Source organism: Nostoc sp. FACHB-190, assembly GCF_014696905.1.
Lineage (GTDB): Bacteria > Cyanobacteriota > Cyanobacteriia > Cyanobacteriales > Nostocaceae > Nostoc_B.
The window spans coordinates 144,493-165,542 of the sequence record NZ_JACJQW010000009.1; the positions used below are offsets into that span (position 1 = coordinate 144,493).

At 36.9% G+C, this 21,050-nt stretch carries 16 protein-coding genes; 8 read left to right on the forward strand and 8 right to left on the reverse strand.

Features of this window, described 5'->3' with window-relative positions; all coding sequences use genetic code 11:
- Positions 1-118: 118 nt before the first annotated feature.
- The 4 genes from H6G28_RS13180 (at position 119) to H6G28_RS13195 (ending at position 4,792) form a co-directional block, all read left to right on the forward strand.
- Complete coding sequence (locus tag H6G28_RS13180; protein ID WP_015114200.1) at positions 119-325, forward strand: phycobilisome linker polypeptide; 207 nt, start codon at positions 119-121, stop codon at positions 323-325.
- Positions 326-1,032: 707 nt separating this feature from the next.
- On the forward strand, positions 1,033-1,995 hold the full coding sequence (gene mdh / locus H6G28_RS13185; RefSeq protein WP_190671239.1) for a malate dehydrogenase: 963 nt from the start codon (positions 1,033-1,035) through the stop codon (positions 1,993-1,995).
- A gap of 270 nt (positions 1,996-2,265) precedes the next feature.
- Complete coding sequence (locus H6G28_RS13190; protein WP_190671241.1) at positions 2,266-3,465, forward strand: coiled-coil domain-containing protein; 1,200 nt, start codon at positions 2,266-2,268, stop codon at positions 3,463-3,465.
- A 34-nt stretch (positions 3,466-3,499) separates the two neighbouring features.
- A complete protein-coding gene (locus H6G28_RS13195) occupies positions 3,500-4,792 on the forward strand; it encodes a hypothetical protein (protein WP_190671243.1) in 1,293 nt (430 codons plus the stop codon).
- Positions 4,793-4,814: 22 nt separating this feature from the next.
- Here H6G28_RS13195 and H6G28_RS13200 read toward each other — a convergent pair whose 3' ends face one another.
- Positions 4,815-5,132 carry a hypothetical protein gene (locus tag H6G28_RS13200; RefSeq protein ID WP_190671245.1) on the reverse strand — a complete coding sequence of 106 codons (318 nt, stop codon included), beginning with the start codon at positions 5,130-5,132 and terminating at the stop codon, positions 4,815-4,817.
- Positions 5,133-5,323: 191 nt separating this feature from the next.
- On the reverse strand, positions 5,324-5,581 hold the full coding sequence (locus H6G28_RS13205) for a translation initiation factor (RefSeq protein ID WP_190671246.1): 258 nt from the start codon (positions 5,579-5,581) through the stop codon (positions 5,324-5,326).
- 732 nt (positions 5,582-6,313) lie between these two features.
- On the opposite strand from H6G28_RS13205, the gene H6G28_RS13210 reads away from it, so the two are divergent.
- Positions 6,314-6,970 carry a Nif11-like leader peptide family natural product precursor gene (locus tag H6G28_RS13210; protein ID WP_190593220.1) on the forward strand — a complete coding sequence of 219 codons (657 nt, stop codon included), beginning with the start codon at positions 6,314-6,316 and terminating at the stop codon, positions 6,968-6,970.
- A 221-nt stretch (positions 6,971-7,191) separates the two neighbouring features.
- Here H6G28_RS13210 and H6G28_RS13215 read toward each other — a convergent pair whose 3' ends face one another.
- The 3 genes from H6G28_RS13215 to H6G28_RS13225 form a co-directional block, all read right to left on the reverse strand.
- Positions 7,192-8,778, reverse strand: a complete 1,587-nt coding sequence (locus tag H6G28_RS13215) for a glucose-6-phosphate isomerase (protein WP_190593221.1) — start codon at positions 8,776-8,778, stop codon at positions 7,192-7,194.
- A 105-nt stretch (positions 8,779-8,883) separates the two neighbouring features.
- A complete protein-coding gene (locus H6G28_RS13220; protein WP_062296559.1) occupies positions 8,884-9,141 on the reverse strand; it encodes a hypothetical protein in 258 nt (85 codons plus the stop codon).
- Positions 9,142-9,252: 111 nt separating this feature from the next.
- Positions 9,253-9,450: a hypothetical protein gene (locus H6G28_RS13225; protein ID WP_190593222.1), complete on the reverse strand. Its 198-nt coding sequence runs from the start codon at positions 9,448-9,450 to the stop codon at positions 9,253-9,255.
- A gap of 190 nt (positions 9,451-9,640) precedes the next feature.
- Between H6G28_RS13225 and H6G28_RS13230 the strand changes: the two genes are divergently transcribed.
- Positions 9,641-10,774, forward strand: coding sequence for a branched-chain amino acid ABC transporter permease (locus tag H6G28_RS13230; RefSeq protein WP_190671247.1), 1,134 nt, complete (start codon positions 9,641-9,643; stop codon positions 10,772-10,774).
- Positions 10,764-11,546 carry an ABC transporter ATP-binding protein gene (locus tag H6G28_RS13235; protein ID WP_190671249.1) on the forward strand — a complete coding sequence of 261 codons (783 nt, stop codon included), beginning with the start codon at positions 10,764-10,766 and terminating at the stop codon, positions 11,544-11,546. The genes H6G28_RS13230 and H6G28_RS13235 overlap by 11 nt, the downstream gene beginning before the upstream one ends.
- A 197-nt stretch (positions 11,547-11,743) precedes the next feature.
- Here the strand turns inward: H6G28_RS13235 and H6G28_RS37360 are convergent, their stop codons facing one another.
- A complete protein-coding gene (locus H6G28_RS37360) occupies positions 11,744-11,869 on the reverse strand; it encodes a hypothetical protein (RefSeq protein ID WP_277880578.1) in 126 nt (41 codons plus the stop codon).
- Between the two features lie 170 nt (positions 11,870-12,039).
- Between H6G28_RS37360 and H6G28_RS13240 the strand changes: the two genes are divergently transcribed.
- Positions 12,040-18,222, forward strand: coding sequence for an AAA family ATPase (locus H6G28_RS13240; RefSeq protein ID WP_190671251.1), 6,183 nt, complete (start codon positions 12,040-12,042; stop codon positions 18,220-18,222).
- On the opposite strand, the gene H6G28_RS13245 is transcribed toward H6G28_RS13240, so the two are convergent.
- Together H6G28_RS13245 and H6G28_RS13250 are read right to left on the reverse strand one after the other, a co-directional pair.
- Complete coding sequence (locus H6G28_RS13245) at positions 18,215-20,110, reverse strand: MAC/perforin domain-containing protein (RefSeq protein ID WP_190671253.1); 1,896 nt, start codon at positions 20,108-20,110, stop codon at positions 18,215-18,217. The genes H6G28_RS13240 and H6G28_RS13245 overlap by 8 nt on opposite strands.
- A 100-nt stretch (positions 20,111-20,210) precedes the next feature.
- Positions 20,211-20,600, reverse strand: a complete 390-nt coding sequence (locus H6G28_RS13250; RefSeq protein WP_190671254.1) for an aegerolysin family protein — start codon at positions 20,598-20,600, stop codon at positions 20,211-20,213.
- Between the last annotated feature and the right edge of the window lie 450 nt (positions 20,601-21,050).

Below are 21,050 nucleotides of genomic sequence, written 5' to 3' on the forward strand. Positions count from 1 at the left end.
GTATTGATGTTTGATTTCCAGCCTTGGAAAGATTAATTAAAGATTTGTCTAAAAAATATACTCCCGCTTCATTTTGAGATAAAAAAAGTTTTCACACTCACCACAGGAGATTCATAACATGGCGCGGTTGTTTAAAATTACTGCTTGCGTTCCAAGCCAAACCCGGATTCGTACTCAACGCGAACTACAAAATACCTATTTCACCAAATTGGTTCCTTACGAAAATTGGTTCCGCGAACAGCAACGGATTCAAAAAATGGGTGGCAAAATCGTTAAAGTGGAACTGGCAACTGGCAAGCAAGGTACCAACGCTGGGCTGTCCTAATTCATCTATACAAATAGAACTTTATTGTAGGGAGTTCCCAAGAGGTCAAAAAAGACCTCTTTTTTTATCGATATTTTGGGTCTAAAACCCAGTTCCAGCTTCTGGAACTGGAACTAATACCATTTCACTTTAAAAATGATACAGACATGAAAGCAGCGCCTCGACTTCGCTCGGCGACCGGAATCAGAGTTGCAGAGGAAGTGATTTGTATCAGTAATTTCGTGAATTGGTATAATACCATTTTGGATTTTAGATTTTAGATTTTGGATTGGGTAGGGGTTGATTGGTAAGCTTTTGAGCCATCCATTTGTCGCAATCATTTTTTAATTTGGTGTAATCTATCTAAAAAAACAAAAAAATAAGGTTTTAGTAAAGGGTGCAGGGGTGAAAGGGTATAAGGGTGTAAGTATTCAAAACCCTTACACCCAATCCCCACAGACAATTGTGGTGTGTAAGTCCTGTTTAGGCAGACACTCTGCTCGTGCAGAAATTGGTCAAGATGTTGATAAATCATTGAAGATTACTACATATCATCCAGAAGTCAGAATTGAGAATCATCAGTTCTGACTTTTGAATTTTTACAGAACTTCTGCGCTAAAATATTGCCAAAATACTGGGTGTGACAAACTGGCGATCGCAGTTTATCCAGGAGTGAGGGATAGAAAGGTATTTTTGGATTACCTAAAACCTAAAATTACAAATTAATTATGTTTTCTCCGATTCCTTGCCATTTACCTCGTGTCACCATTGTTGGTGCTGGTAGAGTTGGTAGTACTCTCGCCCAACGTATTGCTGAGAAGAATTTAGCAGATGTGGTGTTACTCGATATTATTGAGGGTATGCCACAAGGTTTGGCACTGGATTTAATGGAAGCTAGAGGAATAGAACTGCATAACCGTCAGATTATCGGGACGAATAATTATGCTGATACGGCTAATTCTGAAATTGTGGTGATTACGGCTGGGTTACCGCGCAAACCGGGAATGAGTCGGGATGATTTACTGAGAACTAATGCCAAGATTGTCGTAGAAGCGGCAAAAAATGCGATCGCACATTCGCCCAATGCAATTTTTATTATCGTCACCAACCCTTTAGACGTGATGACTTATTTAGCTTGGCAAGCCACAGGTTTACCACGCGATCGCATTATGGGTATGGCTGGCGTGTTAGACTCAGCCCGCTTTGAAACTTTCATCGCTTTAGAATTGGGTGTTTTACCTGCGGATGTGAAGGCGATGGTATTAGGTAGCCACGGCGATTTAATGGTTCCATTGTCTCGTTATGCCACCGTTAACGGCATTCCCATTACAGAATTATTAGACGCAGCTACCATTGAAAGTTTAATAGCAAGAACCCGCAATGGTGGTGCAGAAATTGTTGAATTAATTCAAACAGGTGGCGCATTTTTCGCCCCTGCATCGGCGACAAGTATGATGGTTGAGTCAATCTTATTAAATCAATCGCGGCTATTGCCAATTGCGGTTTATTTAGAAGGCGAATATGGTTTAAAAGATGTAGTAATTGGTGTGCCTTGTCGCTTAGGCTGCGGTGGAATTGAAAGTATTTTAGAATTAAGTTTAAGTGAAAGTGAAATAGCAGCGTTGCATAATTCTGCTAAATCTGTGCGGAAAAATATCGAGCGATCGCAAGAAATTTTAGCAGTGAAGTGATAATTGAGTTTCTTCCATGATTACAGTTTAATAAATGTAATTTGATTGACATATATCCACCCGTCTCTATATTCATAGTGGCGTTTTTTATATTAGCTATTTTTCTGGAATATTCAGCAATTACGCGGTTATTTTTAACTGCTTAAATACATTAAAAATATAAAAGCATCAAATTTTAACAAGAACAAATCCACCTGATGAGCCTAGACTTCATACAATCTTGAACTTAGTTGATATTACTTTTTTATTTTTGAATTAGGAGATGAACCTATGCAGGAATTTGGTTTAACGCTCGAACAAACAAGGATTATGTTTAGTTATCAATATCACTTGGTATTAGCAGATATTGAATATGAGACGGATTATAATATCAAGTCATTAAAACGGCAATGGTTATCTCAGTGGAAGGAGTCTACAGAGCTTTTTTTGAAAAGTCAAATTAATGGAGAAAAGGATTTTGATTTTCATTTGATTACAAATTTTGACTTACTTACAACAAGTGCCAAAAATAATTTTAGTAACAAACAAAATTTATATGTGATGTTGTTAGAAGTCATTCTCTTTAAACCATATTATCCACTTGGCAATAGTAATGATGAAAAATTTAAGAATTTAAAAATAGCTGATGAAGATAAGCTTACGAATAAGTTAAAGTATTTTGCGAGAACATTAGATGTAGACTCATCCTTAGTTACACGTTTTAAATCTAACTATAACGAAGCGATTAAAGAAATTAAGGGTGGTTGGAATCCTTGGTTTATAGGTGTAATTGGGGCTGTTGCTCTAGCAATATTAGCAGCATTTTTTACACCAGCAATAGCAGCTTTACTAGCACCTATACTAGTGCCTGGTCTATCTGGTGCAGCAGCAGTATCAGCAGTTTTAGCTGCACTTGGAGGTGGTGCAATAGCAGCAGGTGGCTTAGGAATGGCTGGAGGTTTTGCAGTTATTGTAGGTGGTGGTGCAATTCTTGGTGCTAGTGCTGGTGTGGGTGTTGGTGCCTTATTTTCTCAATCTCCAGATGCTGCTCTGACACAAGCTGCAAAACTAGAAGTAGTCATGAAAGAGATTTTGCATACCCAACAAGATATTCGTAAAGCCCAAGAAATTATCAAAGAGCAAAGGCAAGCAATTCGTTCTCTTGAGGATCAACTTGACAAGCTGCTTTTGGATAAAGAAAAAAATAGTAAAAAGATAGACAATTTAAAACAAGCTATTGATTATTTGAAAAAGGCTTTAGAAAGAAATCAAGATTTATTAGTATCATATACTAAACTTACCAATGAGTATGTTATTAGCCCAATTTGCTCTAAATGTTTTCATTTAAATAAGAATTTTGAAGTAGGTAAACCAAGAAGTTGTAAAGCATTCACAAGAATACCAGATGAAATTTGGAAAGGTGATAATGACCATCAAAGACCTTATCCGAGTGATAAAGGAATTATATTTAAGAGTATCGATGAGCAATGATTTTTAATGTCATCCTATTTAGGAATTGAATTATATGTCATCTGTATTTGATTTTAATGATGAGCTAAAAACATCTGCTCAAGAATTGACAGATGCTCATTTGAAGATTAAAAAAATTCATCACATTTATGATAAAGAGTCAGATGAATTGATGCACCTGAAGGATGAAATTATTCAGATTGCAGAAAGCACAGGCATTAATTTAAAAGGAATAATTGAAACTACCGCAGAGGAATTGACTACTACATCCAGGTTCCAATGGGATGATGATTTTTTCTTAAGCTATAATCCTCTGCTTGTTGACGCTAGGGTAAAAGAAGAGATTTATAGAAACCCAGAGATTCTCCCTCCATTATCCAATTTGGATTATGCAATAGTTGGTATAGCTGGTTTAGTTGCTACTCTTCTTGATTTTTTAGTTGTAAAAATACCCAATGATATCAACTATTTAGGAAGATATCAGCAAGACGGAAGCAGTTTTACAAAATGGTTAAAAACATTAGGAATTAATCAGGAAGGAAGACTAAATCAATTTCTTCAGTGGTGTGAAGATAATTGCAAAGTGTCTTATGACCAGAGTATTAATCCTAATATTCGAGGATTTAACCCCAGAAGTCATAGGTTATTGAGTCTTGGTCATGATCCATTATTTGGGCTTATATTTGGAACATTAGATATTCTTAATGGTAGTATGACTGCCTTTGATATCAACGGTAAACTACACATTGTAAAGACATTTGATCTACCTTTACAAGATAAAGTATTTGCTCCTTTAATTTGGTTGGGTCATATCATTTCTGATATGTGTACTAAGATGGGAGTTCCTATTCCTGGATGGGCATTTCTTCAAATCATGCAATTTGGTTCTTATAGTTCAAATACAAAAAATATTGCAGATATATCAAGGTGGATGTATTTAAATGGTTATGACTTAAGACACTTTCTTACAATGTCTAGTCCTGTAGCTGTTATTGAAATAATCATTAGAGGTTATTACTATCTTTCTTCTTTATATAGGCCAGAGCAAATACAACATCATTTACATAGCTCAATTGCAAATAAAGAGATTTATCAAATAAAATCTAACCTGAAACTGAATAAAATGCTGTTTTTAGCACATGCAATTTCATCTAGCGGAAACGCACTAAAGCTATTCACATATTCTGGTAATCCTCTAGCAATTAATTTACCTCAATGGATATTTCTTGTAAAAGAGAGCGTAAGTATTTTACAAGTAGCTAATAGAGATACAACTGTAGAAAAAATCATTCGTAATCGAGATAGTATTAATGCCTGCTGGAACGAAATTAAAAACATTAATATTTAATTTTGTCCAAAACTACCCTGAATCATATTCTGCCAGTAGTTCCAGTTTCATTTAGGCAAAACATAAAGTGTATAGCTTGGGGATGCTGCTGACGTGATTTTTGACTAGCCATTTCTTTATCAATATCAATGAAGTAATCACCACTATTTGGTTCAATTGCAATGTACCAACCGTAATGTTCTTTAATCAACTCAGGACGGACTCGCTCAAAAATTGCTCGACAATGCTGATAAAATGCTTCATCTTCTGCTTTGCGTCTAGCTAATTCTTCAGGTGATAAAGTTCGTTCGGGAAATATTCGGCCTCGGCGTGCAGGTTGTTTTGCGGTTGATTCAGCCATATTAATACGATGATGTATTCATTTTCTATTATAAAAAAGTAAGGGCGATCGCCTCTACTTTCTTCTCAACCCCAAGTAATATTAAAACTCTGCGTTCTCTGCGCCTCTGTGGTGCAAAAAAATAGGCAGTGATAATCAATACCACCGCCTAAAATCAACACCAGTTTAATCTATCGTCACGACATTAGTTATTACTTGCGTCCATATTCATCAGCCGGATCGCCAAAAGGGTCTGCACTAGTTGGACTAATATTGCTGTACTCATCAGGCGTGTCGCTAGAGGGTTCTTGATTAGCTGGACTTAAGCCTTCATAAATTTGGTCTTCTGGCTCAATATAATCATCTTCGCTATCTGGACGCACATTACTTTTATCTGTCTCTTGGTCAAACTCATTATTATTTGAGCCTGTGAAAAACTCTTTCGCTCTTTGAAAAAAGCCGTTTACCATAATAATGACTCTCCTATATTTTTTACTAAATAGATTTGTTAACTTGCTTATTAAAAGCTCATAGTAAAAATTATCAAGGAATCTTTGCAGTATTTACTCCTGCCTTTGAGAGAAATAGCACTCACTCTCTAGAAATATGTTCATGATTTACGCACAAAGATTATCTGTGGAGATTGGGTGGGGTTTGGGGTGTAAGGATTTTGAATCAGTACACCCCTATACCCCTGTACCTCTACACCCTCACCAAAACCCTTGATTTTTCGTTTTGATGCGTAAGTCCTAATGTTTTTATGGCAGATGACAGAGTTATAGTATACCTGTATATGAATTTACCTTAAAATAATTAATTATCTCTGCGTATTTAAGTTCTGTTCATAGGCTAAAAAATTACATTGCTTGCTATTAATCGGATTTACCCGCCTAGAGGGTCTTTTAAGAAATAGTGTAGGGATATCAGGGTTTGACACGTCTATATTCTTCGATAAAGACGGAATTTTGGGTTTTTTTAGGTTATTAGGGATGGAGGGGAGAGCGATCGCCTGTCCCCAAAAAATTGTAGTATCCGTAAATATGAAGTTAACTTGTTCTAAAATTTACAAAAAATTTATACTTAGCTACTGTGTAACTTCATTTACAAAAATTAGTTTGGTTAGTACTGTCGATAAACTCAACTTATACTTATTACACTGGTAATTATCCCTAACAATTATTAAAACTAAAACCAATAACATTATGTATTATCAACTCTGGAATTTATTCTTGAGCGAGGATAAGTATTTCTATTGGAAGGAGAAGGTCAAATTACTGCCAAGATTTGACCATTTTACATGGCAGAAAATTATTGATTTTTTATCACTAGTAGAGCAGAATTTTTTTCTCAGTACTCAACTAGAAAAAATCGATAGTATTGAAGAGTTTCTGATATTGGCTAAAGAAAATGGGTACAAATTGACTCAAGAAGCAGTTGCATGGTTTGTAATTACCAGAAAACAAATTTGGGATTTGTTGGATACTGCACAGAAAATCCCATCTTTAAAAGAACAATTACTAGCTGCTAAAAATCCACAACAGTTTATTAAAATAGCTACCGAGCATCGGTTTCATTTTTCTATTGAAGAATTAGCATGGCTATTAACTGAAGTGAAATGTTCGCCAGAATTAGTATCTCTCAATAATAGTGTGGGAGAAATTTTCACAGCTTCAAATTACGGCAGAATTGAAATCGGATATTGGATTTGGTTAGCCGAAGATTGGGGAATAGTACCACCATTCTGTCATGTGCATAAATCTGATAATCTTGTCAGTGAAAATATCCTCAATCCATTTTTCCTAGATCGCTGCTTTTTACCTAAGAGCTACTTTACTCAAAGGTTGATGAGTGTGGTGTGAGGAAAGGGGCGAGGGAGTAGAGGCTAGAGGTTAGGAATTTGTACTTTTTGATTCAGCACTTTTGAAGTAAGTAATGAGTAATAAGTAGTGAGTAATAAGTAAATTTCCGACTCATCACTCATTACTCATTATTTGCTATACAATTAAGCATCCTGATCGTTGAAGGTATGACTTCAAATCAGGATGCTTGATTGTTGTTGAGTGAGAAATTTTACAACAAATTAGCTAATAGAAGCTTTTAAACTGTTTGGTTGAGCAAAATCGCCTTGCAACACTACGCCCCGTTGATTGGCGTGTAAGTGACGCAGAATTTTGTAAATTGCTTCTACTTCTTCTTTAGCACCCACTTTTTCGGCAATTTCTGACAAGGAAAGGGGTGTTTTTTCACTTTGTAAAACAGTAACTACTTTAGTTTGCAAATCCAGAATAGCGGCGGCGGCTTTTTTACCTGCTTCTACTCCTGGTTGGTGATAAGCGTTAATGTTTACTAAGTTGCCATAAAAACCAACGGCACGGTCATACAAGGCAATTAAAGCGCCGACTGTGCGGGCATTAACTTGAGGAATCGTTATAGTAATAGAATCGCGCTGATTTTCATAAAGGGCTTTGCGTGTTCCTTGGAGGAAACCAGCCAGATAATCGCCAGATGTCACGCCAGGATCGATTTCTGGGGATTGACCTTGACGGTCTTCTAAAACTTCAATCAAAGTAGCAAAGAAGTTTGGTACACCATCACGCAATTGTTGGACGTAAGCATGTTGGTCTGTGGAACCTTTGTTACCGTAAACGGCAATACCTTGATGGACAATATTACCGTCTAAGTCTTTTTCTTTACCCAAAGATTCCATTACTAGCTGCTGTAAATAGCGGCTGAACAGTGCCAAGCTGTCTTTGTAAGGCAGAACAACCATGTCTTTTTCGCCTTTACCATTGCCAGCGTAGTACCAAGACAATGCTAATAACGCGGCTGGATTCTTTTTGATATCAGCAACGCGGGTAGCATCATCCATTTCTTTAGCACCGTCAAGGATGGCACGTATATCGATGCCTTGCAGTGCGGCTGGGACTAAACCCACTGTAGACATTTCGGAGGTACGACCGCCTACCCAGTCATACATGGGGAATGTGGCTAACCAACCTTCAGACTGGGCAACTTTATCTAAGTTACTGCCAGGACTGGTAATGGCTACAGCATATTGAGCAAAATCGAGATTGTGGCCAGCGTAGGCTTTTTTAACTTCAATCATGCCGTTGCGGGGTTCTGGTGTACCGCCTGATTTGGAGATGACCAAAACTAAGGTGCTGGCAAGGTTGTTGCGTAATTGGTTAAGAACGCGGTCAATACCTGCGGGGTCGGTATTGTCAATAAAGTGAATTTTGAGGGGAGGAAAGTCGGCGGCGAGGGCTTCGGCGACAAATTCGGGGCCGAGGGCAGAACCACCAATACCAATGGAGATGATATCAGTGAAACGATTAGCTTTGGGCGGATGAATTGCGCCGGTTTGGATTTTTTCGGCGAAGGCTTCAATTTGTTCGAGTGTTTGGACAATTTCTTGGGTGAGTTCTGGCGTGGGTGCTAAATCAGGGTTTCGCAGCCAGTAATGTCCAACCATACGGTTTTCATCGGGATTGGCGATCGCACCCTTTTCTAATTCCGCCATATCAGCAAATGCTTTGTCAAATTTCGGACGCAATGACTCCACGAAGGCATCATCAAAACCCATCCGGCTTACATCTACATATAGTCCCAATCCCTCGTGGAAATATAACCAATCTTGGTATCTTTGCCAAAGTGCTATCGCATCCATAGGGAAATCTCAGGTAAGTTGTTTTTCCATGACAAGTTTAATGTAAGCTCAGGTGCATCCCTGCCTAGCCTTATACAGTTTTAAGTGTTGAGCCAATGCTCTGCCCTAAACATCTGGCATAGGTATGACTCGCAGAAACTTGACAATTTCTCCCCGAATCTCAATCCCAATTAAATAATCATCCAAGGTAAAACGGTGAAAAATGCCTTCATGGTCTAGCTGTCGCAGTTCAGGAAGACCATGCAACTGCCACTTTTCTCCAAATTCAAAAAACACAAAATCGTACACTCGCTGATAAGCAGCAGGTTCTAAACTCTTCAGATCCATTAAAAAAGACCTGGCATAGCGCATTTCCACACTCACTAGGCATCACCTCTTTTGAGGGTATAAGGGGATAGGGGTGTAGGGGTTTAGGGGAATAAGATGTTAGCTAGGGACTAATCTCTGGCCTCTAATCCCTTTTTTATCACTGCATCAGTAAAACATTAAAATTTGTATCGCTTCTTCCTGAGTCAAAATATCCCAAGGTTGCTGCGATCGCTTGACTTTTTGTATGGCTTTGAGCATATAAAAGTCACAATGTAAAGCGTGAACACTCTCCCAGACGCTTTGGAGTTCTTCGTCACTCAATTGTTCGATTAAATGATGGATTCTTATACGCAGCAAGTTCATATATCAATAAACTATGTTCCAAAAGTCAAGGCTATTGTTCCCAAAAATTGGCAATGGTGAACGGGAAGAGGTAGTATCTTGAGACAGTAATCAGTAGACAGTGATCAGTAATCAGTGGAAAAGTGTTTACCTTTCCCTGTCTACTGTTCAGCGTTTACTGTTAACTGTTAACTGTTAACTGTTAACTGTTATGGTTGATTATTTAATTTTTTTGGCGATTTCGACGGCAATTTTTGCCCTGTTTGGTTTGGGGCTGAATTTACAGTGGGGCTTTACGGGGTTGATTAACTTTGGTCATATTGCTTTTATGACCTTGGGAGCTTACACAACAGTATTGTTAAGTTTAAAAGGCGTTCCTTTAATCATATCGGCTGTGATTGGTGCGATCGTAGCGGCTTTGTTGGGCTTAATTATTGGTTTTGCGACTCTGCGCCTGCGGGAAGATTATCTGTCGATTGTCACTATTGGTACAGGGGAACTGATTCGCTTGGTGGTGAATAACCAAGAGTTACCTGTGGGTGATACTTGGGTATCTGGGGCGTTTGGGGTGCAGAGTTATGTTATCCCATTCTCGACAGCACCTAATTTAGTAGTTCGTTTGATGATGATTGGGTTGCTGACTTTATTGGCGGCTATAACTTTTTTCACATTGTGGCGATGGATTCGCACAGCCCAAAGATTATTGGTGGCGGATACTGCTAAAAAAACCAGCAGTAAGCAGGAATTAGCATCGCGTTTAGGTGTGGGGATTGTTTTGGGTTTGTTGACAGCCGCAATTTATATTTCTGGTGTGATTGGTTTGTATAACTACAACCCCAAAGCAGGTTTGATGTTGTTGTCGCTGTTGGTGTTGGCGTTTGTTTTTTGGCGGTTAGAAATTTTATTGCGATCGCCTTGGGGTCGAGTTTTAAAAGCAATCCGCGAAGATGAAGAAATCCCCAAGGCTTTGGGTAAAAATGTTTTTTGGTATAAAATTCAATCTTTGATGTTAGGTGGTGCGATCGCAGGTGTGGCGGGCGCGTTCTTTGCTTGGCAGTTAAGCGCCATTTATCCTGATAACTTCCAGCCCCAACTCACTTTCGACGCTTGGATTATGGTAATTTTAGGCGGTTCTGGGAATAACATCGGCACAATCTTAGGTGCAGTTATTTACTTTGCCTACGATTCCATTACCAGAGAAGTTCTACCCAGAATCATTCCCTTAGATGAAGCGCGGCTGGGTGCATTTCGGATTATGGTCATTGGTTTAATTTTAATGGTGCTAATGATTTGGCGACCTCAAGGTATTTTAGGGAAAAAGGAGGAACTCACCCTTGGTCAATAACCAATCACCGCCACTTCCCCTATTAGCAGCCTCTGGACTTTGCAAAAGCTTTGGCGGTATCAAAGCAGTGAATGAGGCACAAATTGAAGTTCTCAAAGGTAGCATTACTGGGTTGATTGGCCCCAATGGTGCGGGTAAAACTACTTTATTCAATTTACTTTCTAACTTTATCCGCCCAGATAAAGGAAGAGTAATTTTTGATGGTGAACAAATTCAGCAGTTGCAACCATACCAAATCGCCCAGCAAGGACTAGTGCGGACTTTCCAAGTAGCGCGGACTCTCTCGCGGCTGTCGGTGTTAGAAAATATGCTACTGGCAGCGCAAAAACAAACAGGCGAAAGTTTTTGGCAAGTGCAACTCCAACCCCACGTAGTCGCTAAAGAAGAAAAGGAATGGCAAGAGAGGGCAATGGTTTTGTTAGAGTCTGTGGGGTTGGCGCATAAAGCCCAAGACTATGCGGGGGGTTTGTCTGGTGGACAACGCAAGCTATTAGAAATGGGGAGGGCGTTGATGACGAATCCCAAGTTAATTTTGTTGGATGAACCAGCCGCCGGGGTGAATCCCAGGTTAATTGATGATATATGCGATCGCATTGTTAACTGGAACCGCCAAGAAGGTTTGACATTTTTAATTATTGAACACAATATGGACGTGATTATGTCCTTGTGCGATCGGGTTTGGGTATTGGCTGAAGGGCAGAATTTAGCGGATGGAACTCCCACCGAAATTCAATCCAACCCCCAAGTTTTAGAAGCTTATTTGGGTAAATAGTTTTTAGTTCAGTTAAGAGAATAGTAGGTTGGGTGGAGCGATAGCGGAACCCAACAAAGTATGTGTGAATGTTGGGTTCCGTTCCTCCACCCAACCTACACAAGTCTAAGTTTTTGCCTTAACTGAACTGTATTGTTTTATAGCCGCGAATTCCATTCGTCGGGGCTAGATGCAAGATATGTATAGATATAGCAGTCCTAAATCATTTGTAAATTTTCTATATCTTTTTCTTCTTTCTTACCTTTGCGTCCTTTGCACGGCAGTCGCTTCAAGCCGGGAAACCCGTCCAACGCGCTGCCTCGTTCTTTGCGGTTCGTTTCCATATCTATTAGGACTTACGCAAGAACCCTCTCGAACTCTTATAACTTCGTGTCCTTTGCGCCCTTTGCGGTTCGTTTTTTCATAATTTTGCGTAAGTCCTGTCTATGTTTTTCACGACTTATTTAGGATTGCTATATATACTTGTATTATATTTTTATTTTAACTCAAAATCATGATTCAAATAGCAGGATATGACATTTTAGACAAAATCCATGAAGGTACAGCTACAGTTGTTTATCGAGGTAGAAAAAAACGACAACAGCAGCCAGTAATTATTAAACTGTTCAAGTCTGAATATCCTACATTAGAAGAAATTACGCGCTTACGCCATGAATATAGAATCCTCAAAGATTTTGTAAGTGAGCGAGTTGTGAAAGCTTACAAATTAGAAAAATATCAAAATGCTTTTGCGCTGATTTTAGAAGATTTTGGTGGTCAATCTTTAAGTCAAATTCTGATATCTAAACAATTAACAGTTACAGAGTGTTTACAAATAGCGATCGCTTTAGCAGAAACATTAATTGATTTAGAGAAAGCGGCAATTATTCATAAAGATATTAAGCCCAGTAATATTATTATCAATGTAGCAAGTGAACAGGTAAAATTAACTGACTTTGGTTTATCTTCCCGACTATTTTTAGAAAAGCCGACTATCGGCAACCCTAACTTATTAGAAGGTACTTTAGCCTATATCGCACCGGAACAAACAGGGAGAATGAATCGCTCGATTGACTATCGTAGCGATTTTTATTCTTTGGGTGTGACTTTATATGAAATGCTGACAGGTAAATTACCATTTACCTGTCATGATCCACTAGAGTTAGTTCATTGTCACATTGCCAAAAAACCCATCCCACCCAAGCAATATCAGCACATTCCGCAGGCTGTGTCGGATATTGTGATGAAACTGTTAGCGAAAAACGCTGAGGATAGATATCAAAGTCCAGAGGGGTTGAAATTTGATTTAGAAACTTGTCTTAGACAGTTGCAAGCAGGTGGAGACATTAAAGATTTTACACCTGGTCAGCGCGATCGCGGTAATCAACTGTTAATTCCGCAAAAGCTTTATGGTAGAGAAACAGAAGTTAGCACATTGATGGATGCTTTCGAGCGAGTTAGCCAAGGCGCAACAGAAATGATGCTAGTTTCTGGTTATTCGGGTATTGGGAAAACATCGATTGTCAATGAAGTTCACAAACCAATTGTTGCAGCCAGAGGGTATTTTATTGCAGGTAAATTTGACCAGTTTAAACAAGATATTCCTTATGCAGCTTTCATTCAAGCTTTTCAAGAATTAATTCGTCAACTCTTAACAGAAAATGAACGGCAAATAGAGATTTGGCAACAGAAGTTATTAGCGGCTTTTGGTGCTAATGGTAAAGTGCTGATTGATGTGATTCCCGAAGTCGCATTAATTGTTGGTTCACAACCAGATGTCCCTAAATTGGGTACCATTGAATCTCAAAATCGATTTAACCGCGTTTTTCAACAATTTGTCAATGTTTTCTGTCAACCAGAACATCCATTAGTCATTTTTTTAGATGATTTACAATGGGCAGATTCTGCATCATTAAAATTACTTAAGCTGTTGATGACAGATGACAGTAGCCGATATTTATTCTTAATCGGCGCGTACCGCGATAACGAAGTTAGCCCGACTCATAAATTTATTCAAACGCTACAAAAAATCCGGCAAAAAAATACTGTGGTGCATACTATCACGGTAAAACCTCTGTTGCTGACTCATATCCAACAACTGATAGAAGATACATTAAATCAAGGGAGCATAACTAACAAAATTGAGTTATTAGCCGAATTAGTTTTTCATAAAACTCAAGGTAATCCATTTTTCTTAACTCAATTACTCAAAAGTTTATATAGTGAAAATCTCTTGGTATATCATGTAGCTACAGACAGTTGGCATTGGGATATTCAGGAAATTCAAACAGTAGGCATTACTGACTATAATATTGTCGAATTAATTGCCAGAAATATTCGTAAATTACCATTAGAAACACAGAAACTGTTGCAGTTGGCAGCTTGTATTGGTAATCAATTTAATTTAAAAGTTTTATCAGCAGTCCATGACAATTCAGAGATTATCACCGCTAATCATTTATGGAGTGCTTTGCAAGCAGGTTTGATTCTGCCCTTATCTTCCAATTATAAAATTCCTTTGGTCTTTGAAGAGAAAGAATCAAATCTCCTGAAATTGAGCAATACGAAAATTAATTATAAATTCTTACATGACCGAGTGCAACAGGCTGCTTATTCTCTAATTCCTGAAACCAAAAGAAAAACTACTCATTTAAGAATTGGGAAACTACTCCTTAAAAATACTTCACCAGAAACCCAAAAAGATAATATATTTGCCCTAGTCAATCAATTGAATTTTGGCATTGATTTACTACAAACACAAATCGAAAAAGATGAATTAGCGCAACTAAATCTCCTAGCTGGACAAAAAGCAAAAGCCGCTACAGCCTATGAAGCGGCTGTGAAATACTTAAATATTGGTCTACAACTGCTAAGTCCTGATAGTTGGACAAGTCAATATACCTTAACTTGGAATTTTTATCTAGAAACAGCAGAGGCAGAATACATCAATATTAATTTAGAGCAAGCCTTATTTTTATGCAATCAAGCCATCAAAAAAATTAGTCATCTTCTTGATGGGGTGAAATTTTATCAACTAAAAATTAAAATTTATTTAGCTAAAAATCAAGTAGATATTGTTTTAGATATTGGTCAGCAACTTTTAGAAATGCTGGGTGTTACTTTAGTAAAATCATCACCAGCAATTGATATTGAGCAGTTATCTCACCTGTCACTGATGACTGATAAATATAAATTAGCAGCAATGGAAATTTTAATGTTGCTTTGGCCTCCTGCTTGTTTTGCCGAAAGCAGCATCACAATTCCCATTCTGCACACAATGATTGAGCTTTCGATACAATACGGCAATTCTCCACCATGTATATTTGCTTATGCCGCCTATGGTCAATTGATGGCTTGGTCAGTGCCGGATATTAATTTAGGCTATCAGATGGGACAGTTAGCTCTGCAACTCTTAGATCAATTAAACGCTAAAAAATATAAATCTCAATCTTTGTTAACAGTTGCAATTAGTTTGACTCATCATAAAGAGCATATTCAAGCAACTATCAATCCGATATATGAAGCAATTGAAAGTGGTTTAGAAGTGGGAGATATTGAATATGCTTGCCATGCGGCTAACTTTTATTGTTGTCATATCTTTTTTGCTGCACAACATTTAGATACTGTTGCCCAAACTCAAAATGAATATATAGAGTTTGTCAGTAAATTTGAACAAAAACATCAACTAGGACTCATTAAAACCTGCGCTCAGACAGTAGACAATTTACGCAATTCATCTGTGGACAAAACGCAATTAACTGGTGAAATTTTAGATGAAGAGGAATTTATTAATTCTGTTAAATCTACTAAAAATACTTTGCCATTATTTGATGTTTATGCTTATAAAGTATGGCTATGTTATTTATTTGAAAAATATGACGAGTGTTTAGAGTTTGTAGAATTGACATTCCAATATAGTCTATTCATGCAAACAAGTGTGTTATTTAGATATCATAACTGGTTTTATTCTTTAGCATTATTAGCCAAATATCCTCATAATTTATTGGATAAAACACATGAAAAAGAAACATACATTAATCAAGTAGATAAAAATCAGGGAATCATGAAATATTGGGCGGAACATGCCCCGATGAATCATCTACATAAATATCAATTAGTCGAGGCAGAAAAAGCTAGGGTATTGGGAAAAACATTGTCGGCAATGGAACTTTATGATTTAGCTATTGCAGGTGCTACACATAATGGATATCTTCAAGATGAAGCTCTGGCTTATGAATTAGCCGCTAAGTTTTATTTAGGGTTAGGCAGACAAGAAATTGCCCGGACTTATATGACAAAAGCCCACTATAGTTATATCTGCTGGGGTGCAATTGCTAAGGTTAAAGATTTAGAAGCAAAATATTCACAGATACTCTTTGTTTCCCAAAAAAAATTAACATCAGCTAAAAATCATATTTCTACTTCTTCTACTACTAGTAGTAGTTCACAATTATTAGATGCTACAACAATTATTAAAGCTTCTCAAACACTTGCTAGTGAAATTATTTTAGAAAATTTACTAGAAAAGTTAATGAATATTGTAATTGAGAATGCTGGCGCTCAAACTGGGTTTTTGATTTTAAAGCAGCAAGAAAAGCTATTAATTCAAGCAAAGGGTGTTGTAGATAATTCTAAGGTAGTAGTTTATGAATCTTTGCTGGCAGAAACGAGTCAACAATTACCTCATTCTTTAATTAATTATGTAGTGAGAACTCAAGAGGATGTGATTTTAACTGATGCAGTTCATGAGGGAATATTTACTACAGATACTTATATACTGCAAAACCAACCAAAATCTGTATTATGCACACCAATTCTGCATCAAGGTGAGCTTTTTGGTTTATTGTATTTGGAAAATAATTTGGCTGTTGGTGCTTTCACTGCCGAAAGATTAGAAGTATTGAAAATTTTATCTTCTCAAGCGGCAATTTCGATTCAAAATGCTCAACTTTATCAAAATCTCAAGCAAGAAATTCAAGAGCGTCAACAAGCAGAAGAAGCGTTACGGGAGAGTGAGAAAAAGTTAACCCAGATTTTGGAAGCTGTTCCAGTGGGTATATTTGTAGTTGATCCCCAAGGAGAGGCTGATTATGCAAATCAAACTGCACGAAAAATTTTAGCTGTTGATCAATCTCCAACTACAGAATTAACTGAGATATATCAAGCTTATCTCCAAGGTACAGCCAAACATTATCCGACGGAGACGCAGCCAATTATCAGAGCTTTACATGGTGAAAGTATTGTGATTGATGATCTGAAATTGGAGCAGGGGAATAAAGTTGTTCCTTTGGAGGTGTTAGCAACGCCAATTTTTGATAAGAAAGGTGAAATTATTTATGCGATCGCAGCTTTTCAAGATATCACACAACGCCAGCAGGCAGAAGCCGAGCGAGCTAAATTCACCCAAGAACTGGCTCAGAAAAATACAGCTTTGCAACAAGCCACAGAACAATTAGCAGAGTCTAACCGTAACTTAGAAGCTAAAGTGCAGGAGCGAACTAAGGAGTTAAGTCAAACTTTAGATATTCTCAAAGCTACTCAAGCTGAATTAGTCATTGAAAATGCTTTATTAAGGAGTACAGAACAAACTCTTACTTATGAATATCAAGTAGGCGGAAGTTTACCCATAGATGCGCCCACTTATGTTGTCCGCCAAGCTGATAGACATCTTTACAAAGCTTTGAAACAAGGAGAGTTTTGTTATATTTTCAATGCTCGACAGATGGGTAAATCTAGCTTGCGAGTCCAAATTATGAAAAGGCTACAAGCAGAAAATTTTGCTTGTGCGGCTATGGATATTTCCGAAATTGGAAATCAGCAGCTAACTTTAGAGCAGTGGTATGCAGGTTTTGTCTATATGTTAGCCAGTAGTTTAAATATTTTAGCTCAGGTGAATATTCGTAGTTGGTGGCGGGAACATGAATTGTTATCACCAGTGCAGCATTTGAGTAAGTTTATTGATGAAATAGTATTGGAGAATATTCAACAAAACATAGTGATTTTCATCGATGAAATTGACAGTCTGCTCAATTTGAATTTTGCGATCGATGACTTCTTTATTCTATTGCGAAGTTTTTATAATAAACGAGCTGATTTGCCAAGATATCAACGCCTGACTTTTGTGTTGCTGGGAGTAGCACATCCTTCGCAATTAATTCTGGATAAGAAGCGCACCCCCTTTAATATTGGTCAAGCTATTCAATTAAGTGGCTTTCAATTACATGAAGCGCAACCATTACTACAAGGATTAACAGAACGAGTGGGTAATGCTCAGAATGTCCTAAAGGAAGTTTTAGCTTGGACGGGTGGACAACCGTTTCTGACGCAAAAACTCTGTAAACTCATTCGTAATTCTTCAACCAGTATTCCCCAAGGTAGTGAAGCTAGTTGGATAGAAAACTTAGTCCAAACACAAGTGATTGAGAATTGGGAGGCTCAAGACGAACCTGAGCATTTAAAAACTATCCGCGATCGCCTGCTTAATATTGAATCACAAACTGTTACCCGATTAACCCTATATCGAGAAATTTGGCATCAAGGAACAATTGTTGCAGTTGATAGCCTAGAAGAAAGAGAACTGCTTTTATCAGGTTTAGTAGTCAAGCAGCAAGGAAACCTGCGAATTCATAACCGGATTTATCAATTTGTCTTTAATGCTGATTGGATAGAGCAAATGTTATGTAAATATACTATCTAACATCAGCTATTTTCAGAAGTACGTTTTCTACCAAAGCTGAACCAATAAAGCCATCACACTGAACAACAATATTTTCATGGAATGTTTCTACTTGAAATCCACTAATTTGATCCCAAAAAATCTTTATCCAGGCATTTGGGTCATTTCCCAGTTGGTAAATCACATAGCCTTCTGTACCTGACATCGCCAATACTTGAACTACTTGTTTTGCTGGGATATCTTTTGGTGGACTAGACTTATGATTTGGGTAACATTGTTCCGCATAATGATATTCTTGCAGTTTTAATGGTAAATCACAACGGTTATTAATTGTGCAGTATAACTGTAATGATTTAGTAATTCTGTGATTTTTATTTTTGTTAGATGTTGCTGCTGTATATTTGTTACAATGCCCAACTTTATTGATTTTCCAATAACAACCACTTTGATGACGACCTTTGCCAAAAGAAAATACTCTTTCTTTTTGTTCTTCATCAGTAGTGAGGCTAGTTTCTCCTTTTAAATAACCATATTCATCGTCATCATTTTTCCATTGAGTTTGTAATCTTAAATAATCTCCATCTACTACTTCTCGCCGTTCAGCTAAATTCAGCTGATCAACTTTCCATTTAGCACTAACTACTTGAGGATTATTTTGATTGGCAGAAGTTAAACCCTCACCTGGAAAGTATATTTCATCTTTGCCTGATTTAGCATCTAAATAAAGGTTCGAGGCTTGGTTTTGCAGGACAACTAAATCATTATTTTTTACTGGTTGATTAAAATCTTCTTGCTTAGTTGCAAGAATCTTCCATCTATATTTTTGTAAGTGATTACCACTGAGATATTGCAACTCAGATTCAGTCTTAGTATATTGAACTTTATCTGTATGACAGAGATAGTGAGGCTGACCTTCAGATGTAATACTCATTTCAATTTCATCACCATATCGGATGACGGATTGTGATGGATTATGACCATTATTGATGATGTATTTATCTATTTCGTTTTTGAGATATATTTGTTTTTGTTCAATATTTTTATCTTCAGGAAAATATTCTTTTGTTAATAAATTATAGATGGGTAATAATTCTAATTTAATTGGTACAGGAGCAGTTTTTACAGATTTAACCCAATCATAAAAATTTTGAGATTGCGTCCTACTACTATAATTTATTTGCTCATCTTGATTTTCAATTTGATTACGAAAAAATTGATTTAAATTTGAGGCGGTTGCAATCAAATTTCCAGCTTTTAAAATCTCAAAAGTAGATTGGGCTTCATTTTTGATATTGATATGATTCCCAACCATTGAGATGTAGTCTTCTTTTGCAAAAATTAATTTATGATATGCTTGTCCACCATAAAAAACTGTATGGGCATAGTGGGTACCAAACTCTTTAATTAGTAAAGATGATTTATGATAAATATCTGCTACTATTTTCTGAAAATAGCTGTTTAATTTTTGAGTTTTAGCGTTATCAATCTGAAGCCTATAATTATTGATACTTACTTTAGTGTAAATTAAAATATTATCGTTATATTCTGTTTCTTGAATGATATTTTCATAGGTACTACTGCGGCTATAAGCAAATAATTCTCCTATGGAATCATTAATATTAAAGTTGATATTTTGGTGTAAGAAAGATTGAATATCATAAGCAGAAAAGATTACTGTTGTTGTAGCATCTAATAAGCCACTATTTTCGGAAATATGCAAAACTTCCGAGGACTTGATTCCACTACCGTCTAGGATTGGAACAGTAGCTTCTAAATCGAATACCATTCTCAAACCTGAATTATCAACTAAATGTAATGGGTCAACTTCTAAAATATTGTAGCCTCTACTAATTACATCCCAATTATTCAGAGGACTGATATTATTTGTCGTTAGTTCTTGGAGTTGCATATTTAAGTTCTTAGCCCTCATCAATAAGAGATAGGTAATTTATGGCGACATTAGAAATTATTTTTGATATTTGCAATAACTAGTTGTTAGCTATCTTTGCTTAATCTCTTAAATCAACTACTTTTAAGAGAATATTTTCTACTGAACCAGAGCCGATAAAACCATCGGTCTGAACTATGATGTCTTCATGAGATGTTTCTACTTTAAATTTGTTGTTTGAGCCAGTCAGCCAAGGTACATCCCAATAGATTTTTATCCAGGAATTTGGGTCATTTCCCAATTGGTAAATTACATATCCTTCTGTGCCTGACGAAGAAGCTATACGACCAGATGAAGCAAATGCTTTAATAACTTGTTTTGCTGGTACATCTTTTGGTTGATTCGTTTCTTCTGGATACCATCTTCCTGAACGATGATAAGTTTCTTTCAGCTTTAAAGGTACATCACAACGACTGTTAATTATACAGTGAAACTGTAGTGAACTAGCCATGATATACATTTGTTATTTTATTGTATGTTTCTGATTAAAAGCGCAAAAAATGTAAGAATGCAGTATTCTGAATCATTGATTCTGGTTTCTGAACTCTTACAAAAAATTAATACCAGGATAAGTCAATTGAATGATTAGTAATTATTTATGCAAAAACCACTTAATCAAACTATATATTAATTACAGTACCGAGCATAATTAATGAGGTTTTTTAAATTCATGCTTGTTTCACTAAAGTAAAATTAGTTTAACAGCGTGGTTTTATGAAGACAATCGCAGTTTAGGCTCTTAAGGAAGAAGTTAATCTCTATTAATGGCTAATTTGCCAAAGCTAACACCAAACTGAGATTCAGGGTTTTGACAAGTCAACTTTGACAAGATCCAAATCTGTTAAGTGCGGATAGACTCTTATCTTCGGGAGTCCTTAGCGACTTCCTAAATTTCTGACAC